Origin of the sequence: Streptomyces sp. Je 1-4 4N24, from assembly GCF_026239515.1 — a bacterium.
Taxonomy (GTDB): Bacteria; Actinomycetota; Actinomycetes; order Streptomycetales; family Streptomycetaceae; genus Streptomyces; species Streptomyces nigrescens.
This window is the reverse complement of sequence record NZ_CP110836.1, coordinates 454,996-477,604: the sequence shown is the minus strand read 5'-3', so window position 1 is coordinate 477,604 and position 22,609 is coordinate 454,996. Positions and strand designations below refer to the sequence as shown.

The following is a 22,609-nucleotide window of genomic DNA, read 5'->3' as shown; positions in this document are numbered from 1 at the left end:
GGTCGTGCCGGTGGGGGGCCGGGTGGCGCGCCCCGGTCACCACTCGGCCCGCCGGGCCGCCCACCGCAGGGCCGCCGACCGCCCCCGGTCCGGCACGGTCCACAAAGTCTGGCCGCGTACGCCCCAGCGCGCCAGCAGCGCATTGGCCGCGAGGAACCCGGTCGTCGCGGCCCGCTCCATCAGCGCCACCGGGAACGAGGTCCGCACCGTGTCGCCCGCGACCACCACCCGGGGGTCGGGGGTGTACACGGTGGGCCGGTCGTCGAAGCCGCCCACCGGGAACAGCGGACAGTCCGCGCGCCACTCATGACGCCGGTCGATGATCCTGACGCCACGGGTCTCCGGGTAGACGGCGCTCAACTGGCTTACGAGACGGCCCTGTTCGCGCTCCCGATCGGCTCCCGGGGCGACGGCGTAGGCGTGCAGTTCGAGCACCGAGCCGCCGTTGCGGGCGGACCAGCGGGCCGCCTCGCCTTCCCAGCGCTCCAGCACGCTGACATTGTCCAGTGAGCCGAATCCGCTGGTGCCCAGGAAGCCGGGCCGGTCGGCGCAGACCCGCCGCTCCAGCCAGAGCCGGGACACCAGAAAGGGCGGCGCGGTCCGCAGCCGCCCGATCCGCGCCCGCCAGGCCGCGTCCCCCAACTCGGGTGAGGCGGTGACGAGACGGCGCAGTCCGCCCGGGTCAAGCGCGAGCACCACCGCGTCGAACCGGCGGTCCGCGCCCTCCCCGGCGACGTGTACCCCACCGCCCGCCACCGGCTCGACCTGCGTCACCTCCGTGTCCGTGCACAGGTGGACGCCGTGCCCCGCGAGATACCGGCCGAGGGGGTGCCACAGCGCCTGCGGGAACGGCTCGTCGGGCACATCGAACAGCAGCCCTTCACTGGAGCCGAGGAAATAGATGTGGAACATCAGCACCAGCTCCGCGGCGGACAGTTCCCGCGGGTCCGCGAAGAAGCTCCGGGAGAACACCTCGAACGCGAGATGACGCGCGGCCTCGGGAAAGCGGATACGGGAGAGGAAGTCCCAGGCGCTGATGCGGTCCAGCCGCTGATAGACCTGCGGCACCCGTACGTCCAGCAGGGGCAGGGCGGCGCCGGGGCGCATCCGCACCAGGTCCCGCCAGGTGAAGGTGGGGCTGAGCGCCACAAAGCCCAGTGCGCTCCAGGGCGGTGTCCGGGGCACCCGCGCGAAGCTGTCCCGCATGCCCGACCGGTGGTGCAGCGGGTAGTCGGGCAGCCGTCTGAGCATCCCCAGCCCCGGGTCGACCCGGCGCAGCAGCCCCCGCAGGTTGTAGTACTGCGGAAAGAACGCATGGAACCCGCGGCTCATGGTCGCCGTCGAGCCGTCGGCGAGCCGCACGGGCCAGCCCGCCAGCCGTCCGCCGAGGACCCCGGCACGTTCGTACAGGGTCACCCGCACCCCGCGCTCGGCCAGCGCGGTCGCGGCGGAGAGGCCCGCGATACCGCCGCCGATCACCGCCACCTCCGGACCGCCGTCCGCCGCCCGCTCCCGCCCCGGCGGCCCCGGCACCGTCCGGGCCCGCCGGTCGCGTCCGCGCCGCGCGGCCCCGCCGCTGTCGCGTCGAGGTGTCACGCCCCCTCCTCAAAGGCGCCGGCCGTGGCCGCGACGAAGGTGTGGGTGATGCCGGTCTGCCAGCCGGGCAGCGGCAGGGCCCGCACCTGCCGGAAGCCCGCCCGGCGCAGCCGCCCGGTGAACTCCGCGGCGGTGTCGAACGCGAGGACACTGCGCCACAGATGGCGGTACAGCCCGGCGTCCCCCACGAGCCGCCCGGCCGGCCGCAGGATTCCGGTACACACCGCCGCCCACACGGCACGCGGCACCGCACCGCCGGTCAGGGTGTACTCATGAACCGCCAGCCGCCCGCCCGGCGTCAGCGCCTCCCGTACCGCCCCCAGGACCGCATCCGGGTCCGTGACATTGCGGAAGAGGTACGCGGCGAAGACGGCGTCGAAGCCACCGGTCACCCCGGCGTCGGCCAGTCGTTCCACCGGCGCGTGCACGAAGGAGACCCCGCGCGGCCAGGGCTTGGCGGCGGCGCGCGCCAGCATGCCGGCCGAGGCGTCGACGGCGACGATCTCGGCGTGCGGTGCGAGGGCGAGCAGCGCCGCCGTCGAGGCGCCGGTGCCGCACCCGAGATCCAGCACGCGCAGTCCACGGCCTTCATCGGGAAGCCCCAACCGCCCGACGGAGCGGCGTAGTTGGCCGTGGTAGCCGGGGTTCACCGCGACCAGCCGGTCATAGGTGCGGGACGCGTGGTCGAAGGCGGCGGACAGCTCGCCGTCGTGCAGCAGTGCCATGGATGTCTCTCCTCCGGTCCGGGGCGGATGAGCGGGCGGGGTCACCGCACGGCGGTGCGGCGTGGCAGCAGCGGGAGTTCGGCGACGGTGCGGAGCATGGGCAGCACCGGGGTGCGCAGACCGATGGTGACGTCCTCCCACAGACGGGAGCGGCCGTCGAGAAACCGCAGCAGCCGCTCCATCGGCACCGTGCGGAACAGCCCGGTGAAGAACTCGGCGCCGTCCACCCGGCCGCTGTCCAGCGCACGCAGCAGCACGGCGTCCATGGCCCGGTGCCAGGCGGTGTGCGGGGGAGGCGTGACCGGTGGCCGGCCGGCCAGCAGCGCGGCCGCGATGAGCGCGGTCTGCCGTTGTACGGAAGCGAAGGTGTATCCGGTCGACGGACGGGTGGCGCCCCCCGCGGTCCCGATGCGGAACACCGCGCGGCCCGCCCGGCGCGGAAAGCGGCCGTCGGTCATCGGGATCGCGCCCTGCTCGGCGGCGGTGATGCGGAACGCGCCCAGCCGCAGCACCTGCCCGGTGTAGTGGCGCAAGGCCCGTTCGTAGACGGCGGTGTCCACGGTCCGGCGGGAGAACTCCGTGTACTCCACCAGCGCGGCACAGTCGCTGAGCGGCAGGACGTACCCGAAGGACAGGCCGTGGCCGGGCTGCGGGGTACGGAAGTCCATCAGATCCGCGGTCGTGGGATCGAACTCCGGGCGCCGGGTGCGGACGAACCAGCCGCGGAAGTGCTGCTGGAGGGTGGTCCGCGCCGGAGGGAGCCGCCCTGCCGGCCGGGAGTCGAAGACCCAGCGGGCCCGGAGGGCCACCGGCCGCCCCGTCGCGTCGCGCCCCCGCACCTCGGCCCCGCCGGACACGTCCCGTACGGACTCCACCGTCGCCTCGGCCCGGACCACGGCATCCTGTCCCGCGAGCCGGGCGTCCACCAGCGCCTCGAAGTCACGCGACCGCAGCATCTTGTACCGGAAGGGCTCGGGCCGCCCCGCCGTCGCCTCACCGCCGGGCCCGTGCACCCGCAGCCTTTCCCATGACGCGGTCAGGGCGTCGTCGAACGCGCCGCCCGGTGCCTCCCAGTAACACCAGGTCCGCTCCTGGGGGGTGAGCGGTCCGGGCGGTGCGCCGACGAGCACCACCCGCAGCGGCCGCCCGTCGGCAGCCGGTGCACACAGCCGGTAGGCGAGCGACAGCCCGGCCGCACCCGCGCCCACGATGACGGCATCCGCGTCCAGCACGCCCAGTCCTCTCGCTGCCTCGATGCCCCCGCGGTGATCCTTGCGCAGTCCCGGCCCGTCAGGCGGTATCCGACGCGCGGGAATCGGGGGTCCCGTGGCGTACGAACCGGGGTGGCCGACCCGGGTGCGGTGCCCGACGGGGTGTCCGCGAGAATCCTCTCCCGACCAATCCAGGTGTCGCACGGCGCCGAATCACGGATGACCACGTCACAGTCCGGAGGTGTCCATGCCCGTCGCAGCCCGCGGCGACCGGTCCCCAGCGCCCCATACCGGTGCTCTGGAATCACTGCTCGACCGCGTCTCCCGCGGCGACCAGTACGCGTTCGAGCATCTCTACACGGCGGTGGCCGGCTCCGTACTGGGCCTGGTGCGCCGGGTGGTACGGGATCCGGCGCAGTCCGAGGAGGTCGCGCAGGAGGTGCTGATCGAGGTGTGGCGGTCCGCGGCCCGCTTCGACGCACGGCAGGGCAGTGCCATGGCCTGGATCATGACGCTGGCGCACCGTCGCGCGGTGGACCGGGTGCGCTCCGTCCAGGCGGCGGCCGACCGTGACCAGCGGGCCGGGGTGGGGGCCTACACCGCCCCCTTCGACGAGGTCAGCGAGCAGGTCGAGCGGCGCCTGGAGCGTGAGCAGGTGCGCCGCTGTCTGGCGCAACTGACCGATCTGCAACGGGAGTCGGTGACCCTCGCCTACTACCGCGGCTACACCTACCGGGAGACCGCCGACCTGTTGGGCGCGGCGCTGGGCACGGTCAAGACACGACTGCGGGACGGTCTCATCCGGCTCCGCGACTGCCTGGGGGTGTCGGCATGAGCACCGTCGATCTGCACACACTGACCGGCGCCTACGCACTGGGCGCGCTGTCCGAGCAGGAGTCCGCCGAGTTCACCCGCCACCTGGCGCAGTGTCAGGCCTGCACCTGGGAGGTGCGGGAACTGCAGGAGACCGCGGCCCGGCTGGCCCTGGCCGTGGCCGAGGTGCCCCCGGCCGGTCTGCGCACCCGGGTGATGGCCGCCCTGCCCGAGGTCCGGCAGCTGCCGCCGAGGGGGCGCCATGCGACCGCGACCGTGGTTCCGCTGCGCCGGGGACTGCGGCACCGGCTGCCCTATCTCGCGGCCGCCGCCTGCCTGGTCGTCGCCGCGATCGCCGGCGGACTGGCCGTCACCGCCCGGAACGATGCCGCCCAGCAGCGGGACCGTACGGCCCGCGCCGAGCAGCAAGCGGCCGCGGTCAGCGCCCTGATGGCCGCCCCGGACGCCACCTTCCACACCACGGCGCTCAAGGGCGGCGGCAGCGGAACGGTCGTCGCCTCCAAGCGGAGGGGGCAGACCGCCTTCCTCTACCACGGCCTGCCGAAGCTGTCCGGTCAGCGGGTGTACGAACTCTGGTACAGCCGCAACGGCGCCATGGAGCCCGCCGGGCTCGTCGAGACCGGCAGCTCCTCCGGCGCGATGCTGCTGACCGGCGGGCCCGAGGGCGCGGACGGGGTCGGTGTCACGGCGGAACCCGCGGGCGGCTCCAGCCGGCCCACCACCCCGCCGCTGGCCGTCCTCCGGGTCTGATCCCCGGCACCCACCGCGGCTGACACCGCCGGCCGCCGGCCCCACCACGGGCCGGCGGCCGGCTCGGCATACCCGGGCACCGGAGCCCACCGCCCCGCATTGCGGTTCGGAACATCACGACCAATCCGCGCCGCCCCGGGCACCGAATCCCTCCTGAGCGGGCCGCCGCAACCGCAACGCGGCCCGCCCCGACGCGAGGAGGGACATGACCGTGGAGCGTCGACGGATCAACGACGAACGGCAGGTCCTGAGCGCGTTCCCCTACTCGCGCAACACCACCGTGCTCCACAGCGACACCGCCCTGCTGCCGCGGGCCCGCGGGGCGCGCGCCTCGTGGAACTACCTGATGGCCTCCTGCACCGCTCCGGCGGACGAGGTGCAGGTCAGCTACCACATGAACCGGCTGCAACGGCTGGACACCCAGAGCCTCGGGGACTTCCAGCTCGCCCGCTTCAAGGCCGATCCGGCGCACCGCGGCCGGGTCATGGACCGCGGACTGTGGGGCTGGACCCGGCACCCCAACTATTTCGGTGACTTCCTCGTGTGGTGGGGACTGTTCCTGCTGGCCTGCGGCACCGCGCAGAGCGCCGCGCTTGCCGTGGTCTCACTACTGGTGATGTCCTTGCTGCTGATGTACGGCAGTGGCAAACGGCTGCTGGAGAACCATCTGGCCGACCGCCCCGGCTACGCCGCCTACCGGGCCCGCACCAGCGGTTTCGTGCCGCTGCCACCCCGTCGACGCCCCCACACGGAGGACCCCCGCCCATGACGACAGGACCGGCCCGGACCATCGGCCCCGGCAGCGGCGGACGACGGGTCCCGCACCGGGCGCTGGTGGTCCACCGCGGCCCGGACACTCCGCGGGCGGCGGTGCTCCTGCTGCACGGAGGGCGGGCCGACGGTCCCGGCCCGCCGCCGCGGCTCAACCTCCCCGCGCTGCGGATGCGGCCCTTCGGATCCGCGGTGTCCCGGGCCCTGCGCGGGCGGGAGGTGCTGCTCGCGTCGGTGCGCTACCGCTGCCGGGGGTGGAACGGGCCGCGGGCGGACGCCGCCTTGGACGCCCGTCAGGCCCTCGACGAGCTGGCCGCGCGGGCCGCGGACCTACCGGTCGTGCTCGTCGGCCACTCCATGGGCGGCCGGGCCGCCCTGCTCACCGGCGGCCATCCGGCGGTCCGCGGCATCGTCGCCCTCGCCCCGTGGTGCCCGCCCGACGAACCCGTCGCCCATCTGCGCGACCGGACCCTGGTGCTGCTGCACGACGCGGACGACCGGGTCACCGACGCCGAAGGCTCCTGGCTCCTCGCCGACCGCGCCCGGCAGGCGGGGGCCCGGGCCCACACCGTCGCCATGCCGCGCGGCGGACACACCATGCTGCGTGGCGCTCGTCACTGGCACCGGCTGACCGTGGACCTCGTCGCCGCCCTCCTGGACGGCACGCCCTTGCCCGAAGCGGCCGACGGGATGCGCCCGGCGTAAGCCGCCCGGACGGCACACAGGTCCCATGACGTGCTGTCAGCCCCGCCCGTTCGGGCGGGGCATGAGGCGTTTCCGGGCCCGTTTGCCTACTCGGTGGCACAAGACGGAGACAGTGCGTACGCGCTCACCGCTTTTCAGTCAAGAGGAACACTGGAAACGAGCAAAAGAGGCAACTAACTGACCAGATTGTCGCGTCTTCCGTGCAGAGTCATAAGTAGGGGCTTTCCACCCTTGCCCCGTGCCAAGGGCTCGGAAACCGGTCTTTGAAGGAGATGGAATGCGACCGTTTGCGTTGAGCTACGCCCGTCCGGCGGCGAAGTCATCGACCAGTACGCCGTACAGCTACGACGCCACGCGGCAACTCAACGTCCTGCCGGACGGGCGACCGGCGACCTGCAGCCGGGCCGTACTGCTCGCCACTGGCACCACCGCCTCCACCGCCGGCTCCAAGACCCACTTCGACGACTGAACGCCATGACCGTCCTGGTCCTGACCTGCGAGGAAGATTTGACGGCGGACATCGTGGTGTCGACGCTGCAGGACCTCGGTGTCCCGCTCGTCCGCCTCGACCCCGCCGACCTGCCCGGGAGGGTCTCCCTGTCGGCGGAGTACACGGGGGGCGACTTCCACGGATACCTGAAATCCGGCGAACGCATGGTGAGCCTGAGCAGTCTGCGCTCGGTATGGGTCCGCCGGCCCGGTACCCCCGGGGCACGCACCGCGGAACAGTCCGCCTGGATCACCATCGAGGCCGAGCAGGCGCTCTACGGCATGCTGACCTCCACTCAGGCGCGCTGGATGAACCATCCCGTGGCGTCCGCGCAGGCGCGCTACAAACCCTGGCAGCTCCGTCTCGCCCACCGGAGCGGCTTTCTCGTGCCCGCCACCCTGCTCACCACGTTCCCGTCGATGGCCCGGCAGTTCGCCGCCGCCCATCAGGACCTGGTGGTGAAATCGGTGAGCGGAAAGCACCCCGGCGATCCTCCGATGGTGCTGCCCACCACCCGTATCAGCCCGGACACGGACTTCTCGGGGGTGGCGGCCGGGCCGACCCTGCTCCAGCAGCACATCCCCAAGGAGGCCGATATCCGGCTCACCTGCGTCGGTGACCACCTCTTCGCCGCCCGTAAGAAAGCCGACCCGGAAGAAGTGGACAGCCGCTTCACCCACCACGGCACCTGGGAGCCCGTCGAGGTGCCCGACGCCATCCACCGAGGCGTGAATTCCTATATGAGTGCCGCTCAACTTGCCTACGGTGCTTTTGATTTCGCCGAAGACCCGGACGGCGCCTGGTGGTTCCTGGAATGCAACCAGGGCGGCCAGTTCGGCTTCGTCCAGTTGGAGACCGACCAGCCCATCGCCCAGGCCATCGCCACCTGGCTCGCCGTGGAACCCTGATCCCGGAGCGGCGGTCGGCCGGCACCCCCGTACTTCTGCCGCCTTCCGGCTATTTGCTCAACACGTTCGCGATCACGATGAGCAGACCGATCAGCACATCCACAGCACCGACCCGAAAGGACGCCCCCCAGCGCCGCTCCGCAACGCGGGCCGCCCATACCCCCCAAGCGAACAGTGCCACCAGATTGAGGGCCAGCGCGACCTCGATCGCGCTCTCCTCGCCCCACCACTCCAGGTGTGCGCCGAACAGCGCGGCCATGGTGGGCAGCATCGCGGCCACCAGCGGCCACTCCGACAGCATCGAGCGCACCGCGCTCGCGGTGACCTGTGTGTCGTCGCTCGTCCGGTGCGCGATGGAGTGCGCGTAGCCGTGTGCCGCGGCCGATGCCACGGCCGTAAGCGCCACCCACAGCGCGTCGTAGCCGGGGTCCGGCGGCCTGCCTTCATGGCCCAGCGCCGCCGCCAGAGCGCTGGCGAGCACCGAGCCGTACACCCCGCCGAACAGCAGTCGCTGCAACGGCTCCCCTCGTCGGGCAGGCGGCTGCACGGGTACGCTGCGGCTTTCTGACAAGGCGCCACCTCACAGGACCGACGGGGGCTTCCCCGCTACGGGATGAACACCCGAGATGTAGCAGCCCCTGGTGCCGATCCGCCCTAAGCTACGCCGACAGGCCCGGCGATTTACCTCCGCGCGACGCGCCGCACCGCCGCACTGCCGCGCCGCACCGCCGCGCCGTACGAGCCGCGGTCAGGCGTGCAGCGTCAGAGCCGGGTGCGTCCCGTTCAGGTAGTGGTCACCGATGTCACGGAGCCGGTGGGTGGGGGAGGCCTGCGCCGTCAGCACGCGTGTGTTGCGCCAGAACCTGTCGAACCCCAAGGGGTCGGCCGCGGAGTCGGCGCCCTGGGTGAGTTCCAGGATGCGGGTGGTGAGGTGCATCGCGGAGCGGCTGGTGACGGCCTCGGCGGCGGCGACCAGAACCGCGATCTCGGCGCGCTGGTCGACCCCGAGCTCCGGCCCCGCGAGCAGCCCCCTCGCCAGGGCCTCCGACGCCGACTCGACCACGGCCGCGGCGGTGTGGGCCTCGGTCACCAATTCCCCGTACGCGAGGAGGAGATAGGGGTCCGCACCCGGGCGGTCCGGGTAGGCACCGTCGTCCCGCTCGGTGACCGGCCGGCTGCGCGGTGCGGCTCGGGTGATGTCCCGCGCCTCGGCCAGCGCTCCTTCGGCGATCCCCAGGCTGACGTGGACGAGGGCGAGCCGGAGCACCAGCGGGGCGAGCGTGCTGAACGGCGCCAGCGCATGCTCATCGTGCGGGACCGCGCCGAGCACCTGGTCCGCGGGGACCGGGACACCGTCGAAGCTGATCCGGCCGGCCGCGGAGAGCCGCTGGCCGAGGCGGTCGTTCTCGGGGTCGGCCGCCACGCCCGGGTGGGCCGGGTCGACGCAGACCACCAGCGACTCGCCGGTATCGGTGCACACCGCGCCGAGCACCAGCCGGTCGGCGACGGCCACGCCCGCGGCGAAGGACTGGCATCCGTTGAGGAGGTATCCGCCTCCGGACGGGGTGAGGGTGAGATCGGGGCCGGTCGCCGGCTCCGTGTCCGGCAGGTCGATTCCGCCGCCCCAGAGCCACTGCTCCGCGCTCGCCCGGCGTTCGAGCCCGTCGGCCCGTTCCGGCGTGCCGAAGAACCGTGCGCTCCACGACAACGCATAGTGGCGGCCCAGCAGTTCGCCGATGGAACCGTCCGCTGCTGAGATCTCCCGGATGACCGCGCAGGCGGTGCGCCAGTCGGTGCCCCGCCGGGCGGGGCCGGGGGGTGTCAGCAGCGCGGGCAGCCCCGCCTCGCGCAGCCGGGCCAGCTCATCGAACGGGGGCTTGCCCGCCCGGTCCCGGGCGAGGGCGTCGACCGCGAGATCATCGGCGACCTCATGGGTGACGCGCCGCCAGATCTCCTCGTCGGCACCGGGCTTGACCTGCGGGGAAGCGAGCTGCGCGGGGGGCTTCTCGGGCGTGGTGGCCTGGCCCGTCCGGTCGGCTGCGTCCGGTGCGGGGGTGGACAACGGGCCACCGGCCGACGGGACGGAACGCGTCGGTGTGCGCACGCCGACCTCCTGGCTTCCCTAGTTTTCCCACTGGATTGATAGGGAAGAGAATGCTTCCGGACTGCGGGCGGATCAAGGGGCGTTCAAGGGGCGGACAGCCTCGTCTTGGCATCCGGACCGTCGTCGCCCCGGGGGGGAGTGGCCCGACGGCCCGCCACGACCCCTGGGACCCTACGGATTCGTCCAGGAATCGGGGTTCTCGGTCAGCTCCGCCACCTGCGGCGGCAGCTCGGCGGAGGCGACATCGGCCAGTGACACGCCGTCGAGGATCTCGCGGACGTTCGCCCGCAGCGCGATCCACAGCGGCAGCAGTGACCGGGCGGGACCGGTGTAGGACAGCTCCGGCGGCCGGACCCCGCGTACCGACACCAGCGGCCCGTCCACGACCCGGATGACATCCGCGATGCTGATCGCCTCCGCGGGCTTGGCCAGCCGGTATCCGCCGTTGCCGCCCCGCCGGCTCTGCACCAGCCCGCCCCGGCGCATGTCGTTGAGGATGCCTTCGAGGAATTTATGCGGAATGTCCTGGGCCTGGGCGATGGCCTCTGCCTTGAGCGGCGCCGCATCCCGGGCACCAGCGAGTTGCAGCGCGGCACGCACGGCATAGTCCGCTCTGGCTGAGATCCGCATGCCCCGCATTATCCCGTAAGGAACACGGTGCGGATCCGCCGGGTGCACCGGCGTCCGTCGCCCGGCACTCCTCAGCCGTCCGGTTGCGAGCCCGGACGACCGGACGGACGCTCGACATACGGCATCGACTCCGAGGTGAGTGTCGTGGCAGACAAAGGCGCGCCGATATCCGTCACCCAGCCCTCCACCCTGGAGACGCGCGGGCCAGGCAGCGTGAACGTGGCCCTCGACATCAATGGCGTCTCCCGGGTCCTGAACCTGGAGCCACGGGTGAGCCTGCTGGACGCGCTGCGTGAGCAAATGGCCCTCACCGGTTCCAAAAAGGGCTGTGACCAGGGAACCTGCGGGGCGTGCACGGTCTGGGTCGACGGGCGCAGAGTGCTGTCCTGCCTGACCCTGGCCATCAGCTGCGAAGGCCGGGAAGTGACCACCATCGAGGGCCTCGCCGAGGGCGATGAGCTGCACCCGATGCAACGCGCCTTCCTCGAACACGACGCCTTCCAGTGTGGGTACTGCACACCCGGACAGATCATGTCGGCCGTGGCGCTGCTGAAGGAAGGGCATGCCGGGACCGACGGCGAGATCGCCGAGTGGATGAGCGGCAACATCTGCCGATGCGCGGCTTATCCCCATATCCGCTCCGCGATTCGCGAGATGCGGGACCGGAAGACAGGACAGTGATGTGCGTGCCATCAGCTACACCCGCGCGACGGACGTGCACAGCGCCGTCGCGGCCGTGACGAGTGACCCCGGTAGTTCCTTCCTCGCGGGCGGCACCACGGAAGTCGATCTGCTGCGGCTGGATGTGTTGCGACCGCATCGGCTGGTGGACATCAACCGGCTTCCGCTGACCGGCGTCGAGGACCGTTCCGACGGGGGGCTGCTCATCGGTGCGCTGGCAAGGATGAGCGAGGTCGCGGAGGACCGCGCGGTCGTGGAGCGCTTCCCGATGCTGTCCCAGGCACTGCTGCTCGGGGCCTCCGCCCAGTTGCGGCACATGGCCTCGATGGGCGGGAACCTGATGCAGCGGGTGCGGTGCGCCTACTACCGCGACCCCGAATCCGCGTGCAACAAGCGCGTTCCGGGGAGCGGCTGTTCCGCTCTGGACGGTGTCAACCGCGGTCATGCCGTCCTCGGCACGAGCGAGCACTGTATTGCCACCCATCCCTCGGACGTGGCGGTCGCCCTCGTCGCCCTGGATGCCGTGGTGCACGTGGAAGGCATGGACGGCAGCCGCACCATCCCGGTCGATGACTTCTTCCTGCTCCCCGGCGATACGCCCGAGCGGGAGCATCCGCTCACACCCGGCGAACTCATCACCGCGATCGAGGTGCCCGCACTCCCCATGGCGCGCGGATCGCTGTACCTCAAGGTGCGGGACCGCGAGTCCTACGAGTTCGCCCTCGCCTCGGCTGCGGCGGCGATGGCGCTGGAGAACGGAGTGATCCGCGAGGCCCGGCTCGCCCTCGGCGGGGTGGCAACCAAACCGTGGCGCGCCCGCCGGGCCGAGGACCTCTTGGTGGGGCAGCGCGCCGACGAGGGCACGTTCACACGGGCCGCTGCCGCCGAACTGACCCCCGCCGTCACCCGGCCGATGAACGCGTTCAAGGCGGAACTCGCCCGGCGGATCCTGGTCCGTGCCCTGCGGACCGCTGCCACGACGGGAGGCGGGACGGTATGACCACGAGCGCCACACTCGAAGCCGTCGGCCGGCCCGTCGACCGCGTCGACGGCCCCGCCAAAGTCACCGGACGCGGCCGCTACTCCGCGGAGATCACCCTGCCCAACACCGCGTACGCCGCCCTGGTCGGCGCCCGCACCGCCAGCGGGCGGATCACCGGAATCCGCACGGATGCCGCGGAGCGCGCCGACGGTGTGCTCGCCGTGCTGACCCACCAGAACCTGCCGAAGATCCCCGGCCGGCCGTCCCTGCTGCCGTCCCTGGCCGGTCACGCCGCCCCGGGGGAGAGCTTCTTCCCGCTGCAGGACGACATCGTCCACTACTTCGGCCAGCCCGTGGCGATGGTGATCGCGGACTCGCTCGAACGCGCCCAGTTCGCGGCCCGGCAGCTCCATGTCGACTACGACCGGAGCGCCTCCGTCACCACCCTGGACGAGGGCAGGGACCAGGCCTATGAACCCGAGGCGATCTTCGCCGGGTTCCTTCCCGCACGCACCGTCCGCGGTGATGTCGAGGCCGGCTTCAAGGCCGCGACCCAACGCCTGGATGCCACCTACCATTTCGCAGCAAACCATCACAACCCCATCGAGCCCTCGGCCACCACAGCCGTCTGGGACGGCGACCGGCTCACCCTCTACGACGCCACCCAGGGCATCGTGGCGACCCAGAGCACCGTGGCGGCACTGCTGGGCATCCCGCCGTCGAAGGTGCGGGTCCGGGCGTCCTTCGTCGGCGGGGGATTTGGCTGCAAGGCCATGATCTGGCCGCATGTGACCCTGGCGGCCCTGGCCGCACGGCAGGTGGGCCGACCGGTCAAGCTGGCGCTCACCCGGGAGCAGATGTTCACCTCCTGCGGCCACCGCGAGGAGCAGGAACAACGCATCGAACTCGGGGCGACCGACGACGGCCGTCTCACCGCACTGCGCCACCACAAGCTCTCGCTGACCTCGCCCTTCGACGAGTGGGCCGAACCCTCGCTCGGTATGGCCTCGCAGGCCTACGCCTGCCCCCACTACGAGGGCGTCTACCGGCTGATCCGCAGCAACACCATGACGCCCACCTTCACCCGCGGCCCCGGCGAGACCACGGGCATGTGCGCCCTGGAATGCCTGATGGACGAGCTGGCCCACCAAATCGGCGTCGACCCGGTGCAGTTGCGGCTGCGCAACCACGCGGAGGCCGACCCGAACACCGGCCACCCCTGGTCGAGTGACGGCGCGGAGGAGTGCTACCGCCGCGGTGCGGCCCGCTTCGACTGGCAGTCGCGCAACCCCGAACCCCGCTCCGAGCGGGACGGCAACTGGCTCATCGGCAAAGGCATGGCCACCGCCGGCTACCCCGTGCTCTTCCCCATGCAACCGCAGCGGGCCCGCGCCCGGCTCTACGCCGACGGCACCGCGGTGGTGCAGGCCGGCACCCAGGAGTTCGGCACCGGAGTGGGTACCGCCATGACCCAGGTCGCCGCCGACGGGCTGGGCGTCGCCCTGCGGAACATCCGGTTCGAGTACGGCGACACCGACCTGCCGAACGTCGCGGCCGCGGTCGGCTCGGCAGGCGCCGGAATGATCAGCGCCGCGGTGTACACGGCCGCCACCACGCTCCGCGACCAGATGATCGAGCAGGCGATCGCCGACCCCGGCTCCCCGCTGCACCAGGCGGACCCCGCCACCGTCGTCGTCCGCGAGGGACGGATGCAGCTCCGGGACCGGCCCGACACCGGCGAGACCTACAGCGCCCTGATGCAGCGTCACTTCATGACCGACCAGGAGGCGCTCGGCAGCTGGAGCCCGCCACCACAGAACCTGCCGTACGGGCTCGCCACCTTCGGCGCCCAGTTCGCCGAGGTCGCCGTCGACCCGGACCTCGGCACGGTCCGGGTGCGCCGCATGGTCGGCACCTTCGCTCCCGGCCGGGTCCTCAACGCCAAGACCGCCCACAGTCAGGCCGTCGGCGGCATGCTCTGGGGCCTCGGCCAGGCGCTGCTCGAAGGCAGTCTGGCCGACACCCGCGACGGCCGCTGGGCGAACGCGAGCCTCGGCGAATACCTGGTGCCGGTCAACGCCGACGCCCCCGACGTCGCCGTCGAGTTCGTGGAAGTGCCGGACACGGTCGTCAACCCGCTCGGCGTCAAGGGACTCGGCGAAGTCGGCATGGTCGGCGCCGCGGCGGCCATCGCCAACGCCGTCTTCCATGCGACCGGATACCGCGCACGGGAACTGCCGATCAGAATCGAGCACCTGCTGTAGGCGAGACCCGTCCCGCCCGGCGACGGAAGGACATCACCATGCCCACGGATGCACACCCCGGCCCGCTGCGCGTACTCGTTCTCGGGGCTTCGCTGCGGGCCGGATCGACCAATGCCCGTCTGGCCTCCCTCGTGGGCCGCATGCTGACCACTGCCGACACGATCGTGGATGTCGCCAGGATGCGGGAATTCAGCATGCCGATGTACGACGGTGATGTGGAGGAGACGCAGGGGCTGCCGGACGGCGCGCTGGCGCTTCGCGACCGGCTCGAATGGTGCGACGCCTTTGTGCTCTCCTCACCCGAGTACAACGCCTCCGTGCCGGGCGTGGTGAAGAACGCGATCGACTGGGTCTCACGGGTCCGGCCGCAACCGTTCAAGACCAAGCATGCGCTGCTGGTCTCCGCCTCCCCGTCCCTGGTCGGCGGCAACCGGGGACTGTGGGCGCTGAGGGTTTCGCTGGAGCATCTCGGCACCCGTGTCTACCCGGACATGTTCAGTCTTGCCGCGGCCCACCAGGGCTTCACCGAGGACGGGCAGCTGACCGACGCAGGGCTGCAGCAGCGCCTGGAGGAGACCGTCACCGCGTTCCTCCGTCTCGTCGAGGCCGATGCGCACTATGTCTGTCTGCAGCGCCGGTGGTACGAGTTCCCGGGGGACCGCACCGGGGCCCCGGTCACCCAGCGGGCGGAGGACTGAGCCGGTGTCCGGCGGCGGCCCTGCCGCCCGGTGCCGGAGCCGTCAGGGGCGGTAGCGGACCTCGTTCCGCTACCGCCCCTGTCATGTACGGGGATGCTGTACCGGTGCGGCACCCGTGGGAACGAGCGCCGGAACGGCTGCCCCTAAGCGGAGGCAAGGCGAGCCCGGTGCCGAGCGGCCCGACGCCGCATGGCACGCCGCTCGTCTTCACTCATACCGCCCCAGACACCCGAGTCCTGACGGGATTCGAGCGCCCACTGGAGACACTGCCCCATCACCGGGCAGCGGCGGCAGACGGCCTTGGCCTCCTCGATCTGCAGAAGCGCGGGGCCGGTGTTGCCGACGGGAAAGAAAAGTTCCGGGTCCGCTTCGCGGCACACCGCGTCGTGACGCCAGTCCATGAATGCCTCCGTTCTCCGCGGCGGGGCGCGGTAGATGTCCAGTGCGGCACAGCGCCGGGGCGGCCGGCTGCTGCGGCAGCCTCCTGGCCCGGACGCCTGCTGTCCTCGCGTGCCCGATCCTGCGCCCACAATGCGCAGCCGTCCCCAACGAACACATTCCTCCCCGAACCGATCACATTTCGGTCCGGCACGGCCACGACGGCGGACCGTTCCCGGGCACGCGCCGGAACGGAACGAGGCCGGGCGGACCACGGCCAACGCGGCCTGCGACCAGGCACTTTGCTCCTTGACTCCCGTGAACAGCCGTGAAGTGATGTGGGAACGCATACGACGGGGAGGGGCGCGACATGCTGGACGGGCTGAGCGAGTACTGCACCGGGATGCTGGCGGAGCACGGGTGTCCGTCGGTCTCCGTCGCGGTGGCCGAGCGTGGTGAGGTGGTCCTCGCCGCGGCCTACGGGTCGGCCGATGTCGCCACCGGCCGGCCGGCCACGCCGGACACGGTGTACGGGCTGGCTTCCGTCACCAAGCCGATGACCGCGACCGCCGTCTGCCATGCGGCCGACGAAGGACTCCTGGACCTGGACGCCCCCGTCCCGCTGCCGGGCGCCGACCGGTGGCCGGCCCCGACCGTACGCCAACTGCTCCAGCACAGGGGCGGCTTGGGGCCGTACTACGACTGGGACTACGGCGACGGTGAGCGGGTGCGCGACCCGGACCGCTACGCCGTGCCCTACCGCGCACCGGGTACCGGCTTCGGCTACGCCAACCTCGGCTACCGCCTCCTCGGCCGCCTCCTGGAGCAGGCCACCGGCCAGGACCTGGGCGTCTGCGTCCGCTCACGGGTCTTCGAGCCGCTCGGGCTCACCGGCTGCCACCTCGGGCCGGTACCCCCGGCCCCGGCACCGTCGGCGCTCCGCTACACGTCCGACGGCCGTGCCTACCCCGATTACGACTGCGGCCACCCGGGCGCGACCCTCGGCTGGGCCCCGGCCGGTGAGCTGGCGCTGTTCGCCCAGTCGTACGACCGTCTGCTGAAGCCGGAGACCGCGGCGGCCGTACGGCACGCACTGCCGGTCAACGAGCATCTGGGATACGGGCTCGGCTGGTGCCTGTCCTCGGGCGACGGTCCGCTGGTGCAGAGCCACGGCGGTGGCGGGCCCGGAGTGGCCGCGATGGCCGTCGCGCTACCCGAGCGACGGCTCTCCGTCGCGGTGCTCACCAACTCCACGAACAAGGCGGCCCGCGACGCGATCCTCCGGTACGTGCTGGGCGAACTGGTCCCGGACTGGACCGCCGAGTCGATCACGCCCGTGATCGCCGATCCGCCGCGCCCGATGATGCTGCCGGAGGGCGAATGGACGGGCCGGATCAGCGCGCCCGAGCGGGAGGTGCCGGTTTCCCTCCGGGTGCTGCCGGGCCGGCAGATCGAACTGCGGCTGGCCGGCGCGAGCGTCACCGTCCCGGCGAGCGCCTCGGCGGCCTGGGACCTGCACGCCTCCCTCCCGTTGCAGCTCCCGACCGCGGACGCCCGGATCAACAGCCCGGAGCTGGGACTCGGCCTCCGGCTCGAAGCGGGCGCGCTGACCGGTGAGGCGCACGCCTACAAGAACGGCGATACCGAGGGCCGGCTCGGCAACTACCTGAGCCACCCCTGCACCCTGGACCCGGTCTGAGCGGCCGCCCCGCAGGCGTCAACCACTGGTGGTGGCCGGGCAACCGGCAACGGTGCGCCCCGGAAGCCGCACCGGCCGCTCGTCAGGAACCAGGGGAGACGGGAACGCACGGAGGGGGTTACGGTCGACTCCTCGGCCGGCGCGGGCCGGCCGGGCAGCTCTGAGCAGGAGGTTGAGGCGGATGCTGGTTCTCGGGCGTTCGCAGGTCGAGGCACTGCTCGACCTGGATGCGCTGATCGACGCCCTGGCGTCGGCGATGACGGATCTCAGCGCGGGCCGGGCGTCCGCCCCGGACCGTGTCGCCGCGCTGGTGCCGGAACGGGACGGCTTCCTGGCGGCCATGCCGGGCTTCGTGCCGTCGGCCGGGGTGCTCATGAGCAAGCTGGTCTCCGTCTTCCCTCACAACGGCGGCACCCCTGTGCCGACCCACCAGGCCCTGATCGTCGCCTTCGATCCGCACACCGGTGAGCCCACGGCGTTGTTGGACGGTACGGCGATCACCGCGGCGCGGACCGCTGCCGGCTCGGCGCTCTCGGCGCGTCTGCTGGCCCGTGAGGACGCCTCGGTGCTGGCCGTTCTGGGCACCGGGGCGCAGGCCCGGTCGCATGCCCAAGCGATGTGCCGGGTGCGCCCGATCCGGCAGATCCGGGTGGCCGGCCGTGACCGGGCGAAGGCGACCGCCCTGGCCGACGAACTGTCCGCCGCGCTCCAGGTACCCGTCGAGGCGGCAGCCACCTACGCCGAGGCACTCGACGGCGCCGATATCGCCGCCGCGGCCACCCACGCCGTCGACCCCGTGATCCGCCGTTCCTGGCTGACACCAGGAGTGCATGTGACCTCGGTGGGCTTCAACCCGGCCGGCCGGGAGGTCGACGACGCCACGGTCGCCGAAGCGTTGGTGTGCGTCGAGTCGCGGCAGGCCGCGCTGGCCCCCTTCCCCGCGGGCAGCAACGATCTGCTGAGCCCTCTCCGCGACGGCATCATCAAGGAAGGACATGTGCACGCCGAGCTGGGTGAACTCCTCGCCGGCAGCTCACCGGGCCGTTCCTCGGAAGAGCAGATCACCCTCTACAAGTCCGTCGGCGTGGCGGTGCAGGATGCCGCGGCCGCGGCCCTGGTCGTCGCGGCCGCCCGGGAGCGGTCGGTCGGGGCGGAGATCCGGCTGGAGTGACGCGGAGGGAATCGCCGGCGGGCGCCGGACGGGCTGCCCGTGGGCCGTGGCAGGTCGGCCCGTGGCAGGTCGGCCCGTGGCAGGTCGGGCCGGGGCAAGTGCCGGGCACGGCTTCCCGGTTCAGCGCAGCAGCCAGGCCAGATACCAGTCCCGGAAGCCGGGGCCGGGCCTGATGTGAGCCCAGGTCATGTCGTCGAACCAGACCTGACCGGCGGACGGCCCGGTGATGACGAGCCGGACGAACTCCCCGCACCCCGACTCGGCGATGACCAGGGACCCCGCCACCCTCGTGCGCTCCGCCTCCTCGTCGAACCGCTCGGCCGGACTGCCCCGCCACTCCCCACAGAGCGGGAAAGGAGCCGCCAGAAAGCCCGGACGCCGGTCCTGTTCCCGCAGATCGTCGACGGCGTCCTCGCTCTCGACGGGAAGGGGCTCGTCGAGCGGCAGCAGTCCGTATTGGGGACCGGCCCCGGAGCCGCCGACCCGGGCGAGAAACGTGCGGTAGGAATCGGGCAGCCGGACGGCGTACCGCTCCTCGAAGGCCCGGAGGGCCGCCTCCGGCAGTGGCGGGGTGAGCCGGTAGCGGTGTTCATCGGAGCCGAACCGGGTGAATTCCGGGTCCCGCAGCGCCAGTTCGCCGAGCCGGGCCCGTACGGCCTCCGCATCCCAGTCCCCGGCCTGTCCTGCCGGGGGACCCGCGTCACTCTTCATCCACTGTCTCCTCCCCGCCAGCCGGCTAACGGGCGGGCGTCGAGACGGTGCTGCAGCGCACCCTTCGGGCCGAACACGTCCATCAAGTAGCCCTTCTTCAGCGAAAGGCCCTCCTTGCGCTGCAAGAAGCCGATGATCGAATCCTTCAGCTCGTCGAAGACAGCGCTGTCGTCATCCGGGTTGTGCGTCCACACGATCAGCAGGGGGACGCCGCCCGGACCGGACTTCTGCTGAATTCCGTACACCTCGTGCGCCCCGCCGGAGCGCCGGTAGCGGTCGGCCAGTTGGGCCGCGGCACCGGGCGCGAGGGTGGTGGTGGCCGTGGGGCCGGGGGTTTCGGAGGGGCGGCCGGACGGTGTGTCACGGTCCGCGGTGCAGCCGGACAGCAGGGTGAGGGCTCCGATACAGACCAGCGCCGCCGAGCGGGCTCTTCGCTTCATCGCAGCATTCTCCCCTGCCCGTCGCAGCCGCGGCCGGGCCGGGGCCGACCGCGCCGTGCCGTGCCGCTTCAGCGTCCGTACGTCCGATGGCACAGCCGCAGCAGATCCGCCCGGACGCGGCCGGCGGCCATCCGGCACACCACACCGGCATCGACCGTCGAGCGGGGCCGCGGCGGCCGCCGGAGCGTGCGCCGCGGCACCTCCGCATGGTGCCGCTGCCTCGGCGCCGTGCGTACCGGCACCGGACGGGGCCTCGCCGCCGCGGAGCGAGCGGGCGGCGGCACCGGCCGTCCCACGGGCCGCCGTTCCGTCCGGTTCCCCGGCGCGGCGTGCCGGGGAACGGCATGCCCCTTCGGTGACGCCGCGGGCCGCTTCGCCTTCTTCCGTGCGGACACCACATCCACCAGCTGCTCACGCGGTGCCCCCTTGGTCGGCAGCAGCAGGGGCGAGGGCCGGGCCGGGGCGACCGTGCGTCCGCCCGGTGCGGGACCGGGGGCCTGCGGGGAGCCGCCGGCGGGAAGGGACACACAGCCGCCGGCGGCCAGGAGAACGGCCGCGGCTGCGACGAGGCGAAGGAGGAGAGGGCGCACGCCTTCACGGTGTCGGAGGCCCGTGAGCTGTCCAAACGACGCGCCGGGCGTCCACGCGGACGAAGGACACATACGAACTCCCGTGGCACTCCTGAGCCGACGAGGACGGTCCGGACGCGAGGGGACGGGCGGCTCCCCGGTGACGGCTGCCGCCCCGGTCTCCGTCACGCCTCCGCTCACGCCTCCGGTCAGGCCTCCGCTCACGCCTCCGTGGCGGCGAAGGTCCGCGTCATCTCCTCGGCCACGATCCGCGCGCCCGGCGCGAACCACCGTCTCCGGTGCCGGACGAGCTGCACCGGAACGGGCGGGGCCTCGGGGCCCTCCACCATGGTCAACCGGCCCTCACGAAGGTGGCGTTCGACCGTCACACGCGGGAGCAGCGTCAGCCCGAGACCGGCCGCGACGCACGACCGGGCGGCGTCGATACTGCCGAACCGGGTGATCCGCGGCCGGGCACCGGGCAGACCCAGCAGCGTCCGCACGAGCCGGTCACTGTACGAGCACCCTTCCTCGTGCACGAAGAAGCACTCCTGCGACAGTGCGTCCCAGTCGGCCGCCCGCCCGGCGAGCGGATGACCGGGGGACGCCACATACGCCAGCGGCTCGTTCGCGATCCTGTGGGCCAGCAGGTCGTTCTCGGCGACCTCCGGCTCCAGCAGCAGCGCGAGGTCGAGCCGGCCGGTGCGCAGGCCGTCCACCGCCTCGGCCGTGCTGACGGCGTGCAGCTGGACCTCCAGCCGAGGGTGCGCGCGCCGCAGGGCGGCGATCACCCCCGGCAGCCGTGCGGAGCACAGCGAATCACCCGCGCCGACGACCACCTGCCCCTCGGCCGTCCCGCGCTCGGCGTCATGCTGCCCGGCCGAGGCCGAGGCCGAGGCCGCGGCCGTCGCACGGAGCCGGGCCACCGCGTCGAGTACGTCCTCGGCCTCTTCCAGCAGCCGCTGCCCGGCCCGGGTCGGCACCGTCCCCGACGGCATCCGGTCGAACAGCGGGGTGCCCAACTCCTTCTCCAGCGTGCGGATCTGGACGGTGACCGTGGACTGGGCGAGATGGAGGTCGCGGGCCGCGGCGGTGAAACTTCCCGCGCGGGCGAGGGTCACGAACGTACGCAGAAGTCTGGTGTCCACCCGCGGCACGCTATCGCGATATCCGATGGGCAGGAACGAAATTCATCGTTGGACGCGATCAGGCTGCGATGCCATCGTGGGACCCATGACCCCACAGACGACGTCCTCCACCGGCCCGAACCCGCTCCCGCACACCGCCGAGAGCCCGGCCACCCTCCGGAGCCCCGACACCCTCCCGAGCCCGGACACCGCCCAGATCTCGGACAGCATCGAGGTGCTGCGCTACTCCGCCTTCACCGCTGACCCCGCGGGCGGCAACCCGGCCGGTGTGGTGCTCGACGCCGAGGGCCTCGACGATGCGCGGATGCTCGCCGTGGCGGCGGAGGTCGGGTACTCGGAGACCGCGTTCGTCACGGCGCAGGACACGGCCGCACGCCGTTACCGGCTGCGGTACTTCAGCCCCCGCGCCGAGGTGGCGTTCTGCGGACACGCCACCATCGCCACGGCCGTCGCCCTCGCCTCCCGCAACGGAACCGGCGAGCTGCTGTTCGAGACTCCCGCCGGCGAGATCCGGGTGGGGACCAGCCTCGACGACGGGCTGGTCCGCGCCACGCTGACCAGCGTGCCGGCGCACTCCCACCCGGCCCGGGACACCCAGGTCGAGCCGGTGCTGCGCGCGCTCCGCTGGAGCCGCGACGATCTGGACACCGGCCTGCCGCCCCATGTCGCCTTCGCGGGCAACGACCACCTTGTCCTCGCGGTCCGCAGCCGCGAGCAACTGGCCGCCCTCGACTACGACTTCGACGCGCTGCACGCCCTCATGCGGCAGCACGGCTGGACCACCGTGCACCTCGTCCACCGCGAGGCCGGTGACCGCTTCGCTTTCCACGCCCGTGATCCGTTCCCGGTCGGCGGAGTCGTGGAAGACCCGGCCACCGGCGCCGCGGCGGCGGCCTTCGGCGGCTATCTGCGTGCCCTGGGCCTGGTCACCGAGCCCCTGCGGGTGCACATCCGGCAGGGCGAGGACATGGGCCGCCCCAGCGACCTCTATGTCGACGTCCACCCCGATGACCCGCGGGTGCGGGTGACGGGACAGGCGGTGCCCCTCCCGGCGCCGTGACGGTGCGCCGGGGGCCAGGGGCAGAAAAGGCCGACCGCGAGCCTCGGATTTCGGCAGTCGATACCACTGCCCCCGCCCCCCGAC

At 72.5% G+C, this 22,609-nt stretch carries 23 protein-coding genes and 2 pseudogenes; 14 read left to right on the top strand and 11 right to left on the bottom strand.

The features are described 5' to 3' along the window. Positions 1 to 36 precede the first annotated feature (36 nt). The 3 genes from SLV14N_RS02195 to SLV14N_RS02185 are packed head-to-tail and all read right to left on the bottom strand — an operon-like array spanning position 37 to position 3,553. Complete coding sequence (locus SLV14N_RS02195; RefSeq protein ID WP_263267772.1) at positions 37 to 1,596, bottom strand: NAD(P)/FAD-dependent oxidoreductase; 1,560 nt, start codon at positions 1,594 to 1,596, stop codon at positions 37 to 39. Beyond that, positions 1,593 to 2,321 carry a class I SAM-dependent methyltransferase gene (locus tag SLV14N_RS02190; protein ID WP_263267771.1) on the bottom strand — a complete coding sequence of 243 codons (729 nt, stop codon included), beginning with the start codon at positions 2,319 to 2,321 and terminating at the stop codon, positions 1,593 to 1,595. Before SLV14N_RS02190 ends, SLV14N_RS02195 begins: the two co-directional genes overlap by 4 nt. Before the next feature lie 41 nt (positions 2,322 to 2,362). Further along, positions 2,363 to 3,553: a lycopene cyclase family protein gene (locus SLV14N_RS02185; protein ID WP_263267769.1), complete on the bottom strand. Its 1,191-nt coding sequence runs from the start codon at positions 3,551 to 3,553 to the stop codon at positions 2,363 to 2,365. Between the two features lie 226 nt (positions 3,554 to 3,779). On the opposite strand from SLV14N_RS02185, the gene sigK reads away from it, so the two are divergent. The 7 genes and pseudogenes from sigK (at position 3,780) to tgmB (ending at position 7,990) form a co-directional block, all read left to right on the top strand. Continuing rightward, positions 3,780 to 4,367, top strand: coding sequence for an ECF RNA polymerase sigma factor SigK (sigK, locus tag SLV14N_RS02180; RefSeq protein WP_208679464.1), 588 nt, complete (start codon positions 3,780 to 3,782; stop codon positions 4,365 to 4,367). After that, positions 4,364 to 5,116 (top strand): anti-sigma factor, encoded by a 753-nt coding sequence (locus SLV14N_RS02175; protein ID WP_208679463.1) that lies wholly within the window; start codon positions 4,364 to 4,366, stop codon positions 5,114 to 5,116. Before sigK ends, SLV14N_RS02175 begins: the two co-directional genes overlap by 4 nt. 232 nt (positions 5,117 to 5,348) lie before the next feature. Continuing rightward, positions 5,349 to 5,534, top strand: a pseudogene (locus tag SLV14N_RS02170) (amine oxidase); the annotation flags it as partial. A gap of 3 nt (positions 5,535 to 5,537) precedes the next feature. Next, positions 5,538 to 5,885: pseudogene (locus SLV14N_RS02165) on the top strand (DUF1295 domain-containing protein); the annotation flags it as partial. Next, positions 5,882 to 6,592: an alpha/beta hydrolase gene (locus tag SLV14N_RS02160; protein ID WP_263267767.1), complete on the top strand. Its 711-nt coding sequence runs from the start codon at positions 5,882 to 5,884 to the stop codon at positions 6,590 to 6,592. The pseudogene SLV14N_RS02165 and the gene SLV14N_RS02160, both read left to right, overlap by 4 nt. A gap of 277 nt (positions 6,593 to 6,869) precedes the next feature. Then, a complete protein-coding gene (gene tgmA, locus SLV14N_RS02155; RefSeq protein ID WP_026169961.1) occupies positions 6,870 to 7,061 on the top strand; it encodes a putative ATP-grasp-modified RiPP in 192 nt (63 codons plus the stop codon). A 5-nt stretch (positions 7,062 to 7,066) separates the two neighbouring features. Beyond that, the gene (gene tgmB / locus SLV14N_RS02150; protein ID WP_208679461.1) at positions 7,067 to 7,990 is read left to right on the top strand and encodes an ATP-grasp ribosomal peptide maturase; all 924 of its coding nucleotides are present in this window, start codon (positions 7,067 to 7,069) and stop codon (positions 7,988 to 7,990) included. A 49-nt stretch (positions 7,991 to 8,039) separates the two neighbouring features. Here tgmB and SLV14N_RS02145 read toward each other — a convergent pair whose 3' ends face one another. The 3 genes from SLV14N_RS02145 to SLV14N_RS02135 form a co-directional block, all read right to left on the bottom strand. Next, positions 8,040 to 8,507, bottom strand: a complete 468-nt coding sequence (locus tag SLV14N_RS02145; protein WP_208679460.1) for a hypothetical protein — start codon at positions 8,505 to 8,507, stop codon at positions 8,040 to 8,042. Positions 8,508 to 8,738: 231 nt separating this feature from the next. Continuing rightward, complete coding sequence (locus SLV14N_RS02140) at positions 8,739 to 10,094, bottom strand: acyl-CoA dehydrogenase (protein WP_263267765.1); 1,356 nt, start codon at positions 10,092 to 10,094, stop codon at positions 8,739 to 8,741. A gap of 171 nt (positions 10,095 to 10,265) precedes the next feature. Continuing rightward, complete coding sequence (locus SLV14N_RS02135) at positions 10,266 to 10,724, bottom strand: Rrf2 family transcriptional regulator (RefSeq protein WP_208679458.1); 459 nt, start codon at positions 10,722 to 10,724, stop codon at positions 10,266 to 10,268. A gap of 144 nt (positions 10,725 to 10,868) precedes the next feature. Between SLV14N_RS02135 and SLV14N_RS02130 the strand changes: the two genes are divergently transcribed. The 4 genes from SLV14N_RS02130 to SLV14N_RS02115 are packed head-to-tail and all read left to right on the top strand — an operon-like array spanning position 10,869 to position 15,349. After that, entirely contained in the window at positions 10,869 to 11,405 is a 537-nt protein-coding gene (locus SLV14N_RS02130; RefSeq protein ID WP_263267764.1) for a (2Fe-2S)-binding protein, read from the top strand. Between the two features lies 1 nt (position 11,406). Continuing rightward, positions 11,407 to 12,405 (top strand): xanthine dehydrogenase family protein subunit M, encoded by a 999-nt coding sequence (locus tag SLV14N_RS02125; protein WP_263267763.1) that lies wholly within the window; start codon positions 11,407 to 11,409, stop codon positions 12,403 to 12,405. Next, positions 12,402 to 14,651, top strand: a complete 2,250-nt coding sequence (locus tag SLV14N_RS02120; protein WP_263267762.1) for a xanthine dehydrogenase family protein molybdopterin-binding subunit — start codon at positions 12,402 to 12,404, stop codon at positions 14,649 to 14,651. Before SLV14N_RS02125 ends, SLV14N_RS02120 begins: the two co-directional genes overlap by 4 nt. A 38-nt stretch (positions 14,652 to 14,689) precedes the next feature. Beyond that, on the top strand, positions 14,690 to 15,349 hold the full coding sequence (locus SLV14N_RS02115) for an NADPH-dependent FMN reductase (RefSeq protein ID WP_263267760.1): 660 nt from the start codon (positions 14,690 to 14,692) through the stop codon (positions 15,347 to 15,349). Positions 15,350 to 15,492: 143 nt separating this feature from the next. On the opposite strand, the gene SLV14N_RS02110 is transcribed toward SLV14N_RS02115, so the two are convergent. Further along, positions 15,493 to 15,750 carry a WhiB family transcriptional regulator gene (locus SLV14N_RS02110; RefSeq protein ID WP_018091550.1) on the bottom strand — a complete coding sequence of 86 codons (258 nt, stop codon included), beginning with the start codon at positions 15,748 to 15,750 and terminating at the stop codon, positions 15,493 to 15,495. Between the two features lie 347 nt (positions 15,751 to 16,097). Between SLV14N_RS02110 and SLV14N_RS02105 the strand changes: the two genes are divergently transcribed. Next, a complete protein-coding gene (locus SLV14N_RS02105) occupies positions 16,098 to 17,426 on the top strand; it encodes a serine hydrolase (RefSeq protein WP_263267758.1) in 1,329 nt (442 codons plus the stop codon). A gap of 181 nt (positions 17,427 to 17,607) precedes the next feature. Continuing rightward, positions 17,608 to 18,597 carry an ornithine cyclodeaminase family protein gene (locus tag SLV14N_RS02100; protein WP_208679452.1) on the top strand — a complete coding sequence of 330 codons (990 nt, stop codon included), beginning with the start codon at positions 17,608 to 17,610 and terminating at the stop codon, positions 18,595 to 18,597. A 120-nt stretch (positions 18,598 to 18,717) separates the two neighbouring features. Here SLV14N_RS02100 and SLV14N_RS02095 read toward each other — a convergent pair whose 3' ends face one another. The 4 genes from SLV14N_RS02095 to SLV14N_RS02080 form a co-directional block, all read right to left on the bottom strand. Beyond that, positions 18,718 to 19,308: an SMI1/KNR4 family protein gene (locus SLV14N_RS02095; protein ID WP_263267756.1), complete on the bottom strand. Its 591-nt coding sequence runs from the start codon at positions 19,306 to 19,308 to the stop codon at positions 18,718 to 18,720. Next, positions 19,305 to 19,748 carry a hypothetical protein gene (locus SLV14N_RS02090; protein WP_263267754.1) on the bottom strand — a complete coding sequence of 148 codons (444 nt, stop codon included), beginning with the start codon at positions 19,746 to 19,748 and terminating at the stop codon, positions 19,305 to 19,307. The genes SLV14N_RS02095 and SLV14N_RS02090 overlap by 4 nt, the downstream gene beginning before the upstream one ends. A 68-nt stretch (positions 19,749 to 19,816) precedes the next feature. Beyond that, positions 19,817 to 20,338: a hypothetical protein gene (locus SLV14N_RS02085; protein ID WP_208679449.1), complete on the bottom strand. Its 522-nt coding sequence runs from the start codon at positions 20,336 to 20,338 to the stop codon at positions 19,817 to 19,819. A 200-nt stretch (positions 20,339 to 20,538) separates the two neighbouring features. Further along, the gene (locus tag SLV14N_RS02080; protein WP_263267751.1) at positions 20,539 to 21,465 is read right to left on the bottom strand and encodes a LysR family transcriptional regulator; all 927 of its coding nucleotides are present in this window, start codon (positions 21,463 to 21,465) and stop codon (positions 20,539 to 20,541) included. 85 nt (positions 21,466 to 21,550) lie between these two features. On the opposite strand from SLV14N_RS02080, the gene SLV14N_RS02075 reads away from it, so the two are divergent. Beyond that, the gene (locus SLV14N_RS02075; RefSeq protein ID WP_259670062.1) at positions 21,551 to 22,525 is read left to right on the top strand and encodes a PhzF family phenazine biosynthesis protein; all 975 of its coding nucleotides are present in this window, start codon (positions 21,551 to 21,553) and stop codon (positions 22,523 to 22,525) included. Positions 22,526 to 22,609: the final 84 nt, after the last annotated feature.

Bases quoted from the DNA above. Each gene is read 5' to 3' on its own strand.
- SLV14N_RS02190 (WP_263267771.1), bottom strand. From the start codon at position 2,321: ATGGCACTGCTGCACGACGGCGAGCTGTCCGCCGCCTTCGACCACGCG.
- sigK (WP_208679464.1), top strand. From the start codon at position 3,780: ATGCCCGTCGCAGCCCGCGGCGACCGGTCCCCAGCGCCCCATACCGGT.
- SLV14N_RS02175 (WP_208679463.1), top strand. From the start codon at position 4,364: ATGAGCACCGTCGATCTGCACACACTGACCGGCGCCTACGCACTGGGC.
- SLV14N_RS02160 (WP_263267767.1), top strand. From the start codon at position 5,882: ATGACGACAGGACCGGCCCGGACCATCGGCCCCGGCAGCGGCGGACGA.
- tgmA (WP_026169961.1), top strand. From the start codon at position 6,870: ATGCGACCGTTTGCGTTGAGCTACGCCCGTCCGGCGGCGAAGTCATCG.
- tgmB (WP_208679461.1), top strand. From the start codon at position 7,067: ATGACCGTCCTGGTCCTGACCTGCGAGGAAGATTTGACGGCGGACATC.
- SLV14N_RS02135 (WP_208679458.1), bottom strand. From the start codon at position 10,724: ATGCGGATCTCAGCCAGAGCGGACTATGCCGTGCGTGCCGCGCTGCAA.
- SLV14N_RS02120 (WP_263267762.1), top strand. From the start codon at position 12,402: ATGACCACGAGCGCCACACTCGAAGCCGTCGGCCGGCCCGTCGACCGC.
- SLV14N_RS02115 (WP_263267760.1), top strand. From the start codon at position 14,690: ATGCCCACGGATGCACACCCCGGCCCGCTGCGCGTACTCGTTCTCGGG.
- SLV14N_RS02110 (WP_018091550.1), bottom strand. From the start codon at position 15,750: ATGGACTGGCGTCACGACGCGGTGTGCCGCGAAGCGGACCCGGAACTT.
- SLV14N_RS02105 (WP_263267758.1), top strand. From the start codon at position 16,098: ATGCTGGACGGGCTGAGCGAGTACTGCACCGGGATGCTGGCGGAGCAC.
- SLV14N_RS02100 (WP_208679452.1), top strand. From the start codon at position 17,608: ATGCTGGTTCTCGGGCGTTCGCAGGTCGAGGCACTGCTCGACCTGGAT.
- SLV14N_RS02095 (WP_263267756.1), bottom strand. From the start codon at position 19,308: ATGAAGAGTGACGCGGGTCCCCCGGCAGGACAGGCCGGGGACTGGGAT.
- SLV14N_RS02090 (WP_263267754.1), bottom strand. From the start codon at position 19,748: ATGAAGCGAAGAGCCCGCTCGGCGGCGCTGGTCTGTATCGGAGCCCTC.
- SLV14N_RS02075 (WP_259670062.1), top strand. From the start codon at position 21,551: ATGACCCCACAGACGACGTCCTCCACCGGCCCGAACCCGCTCCCGCAC.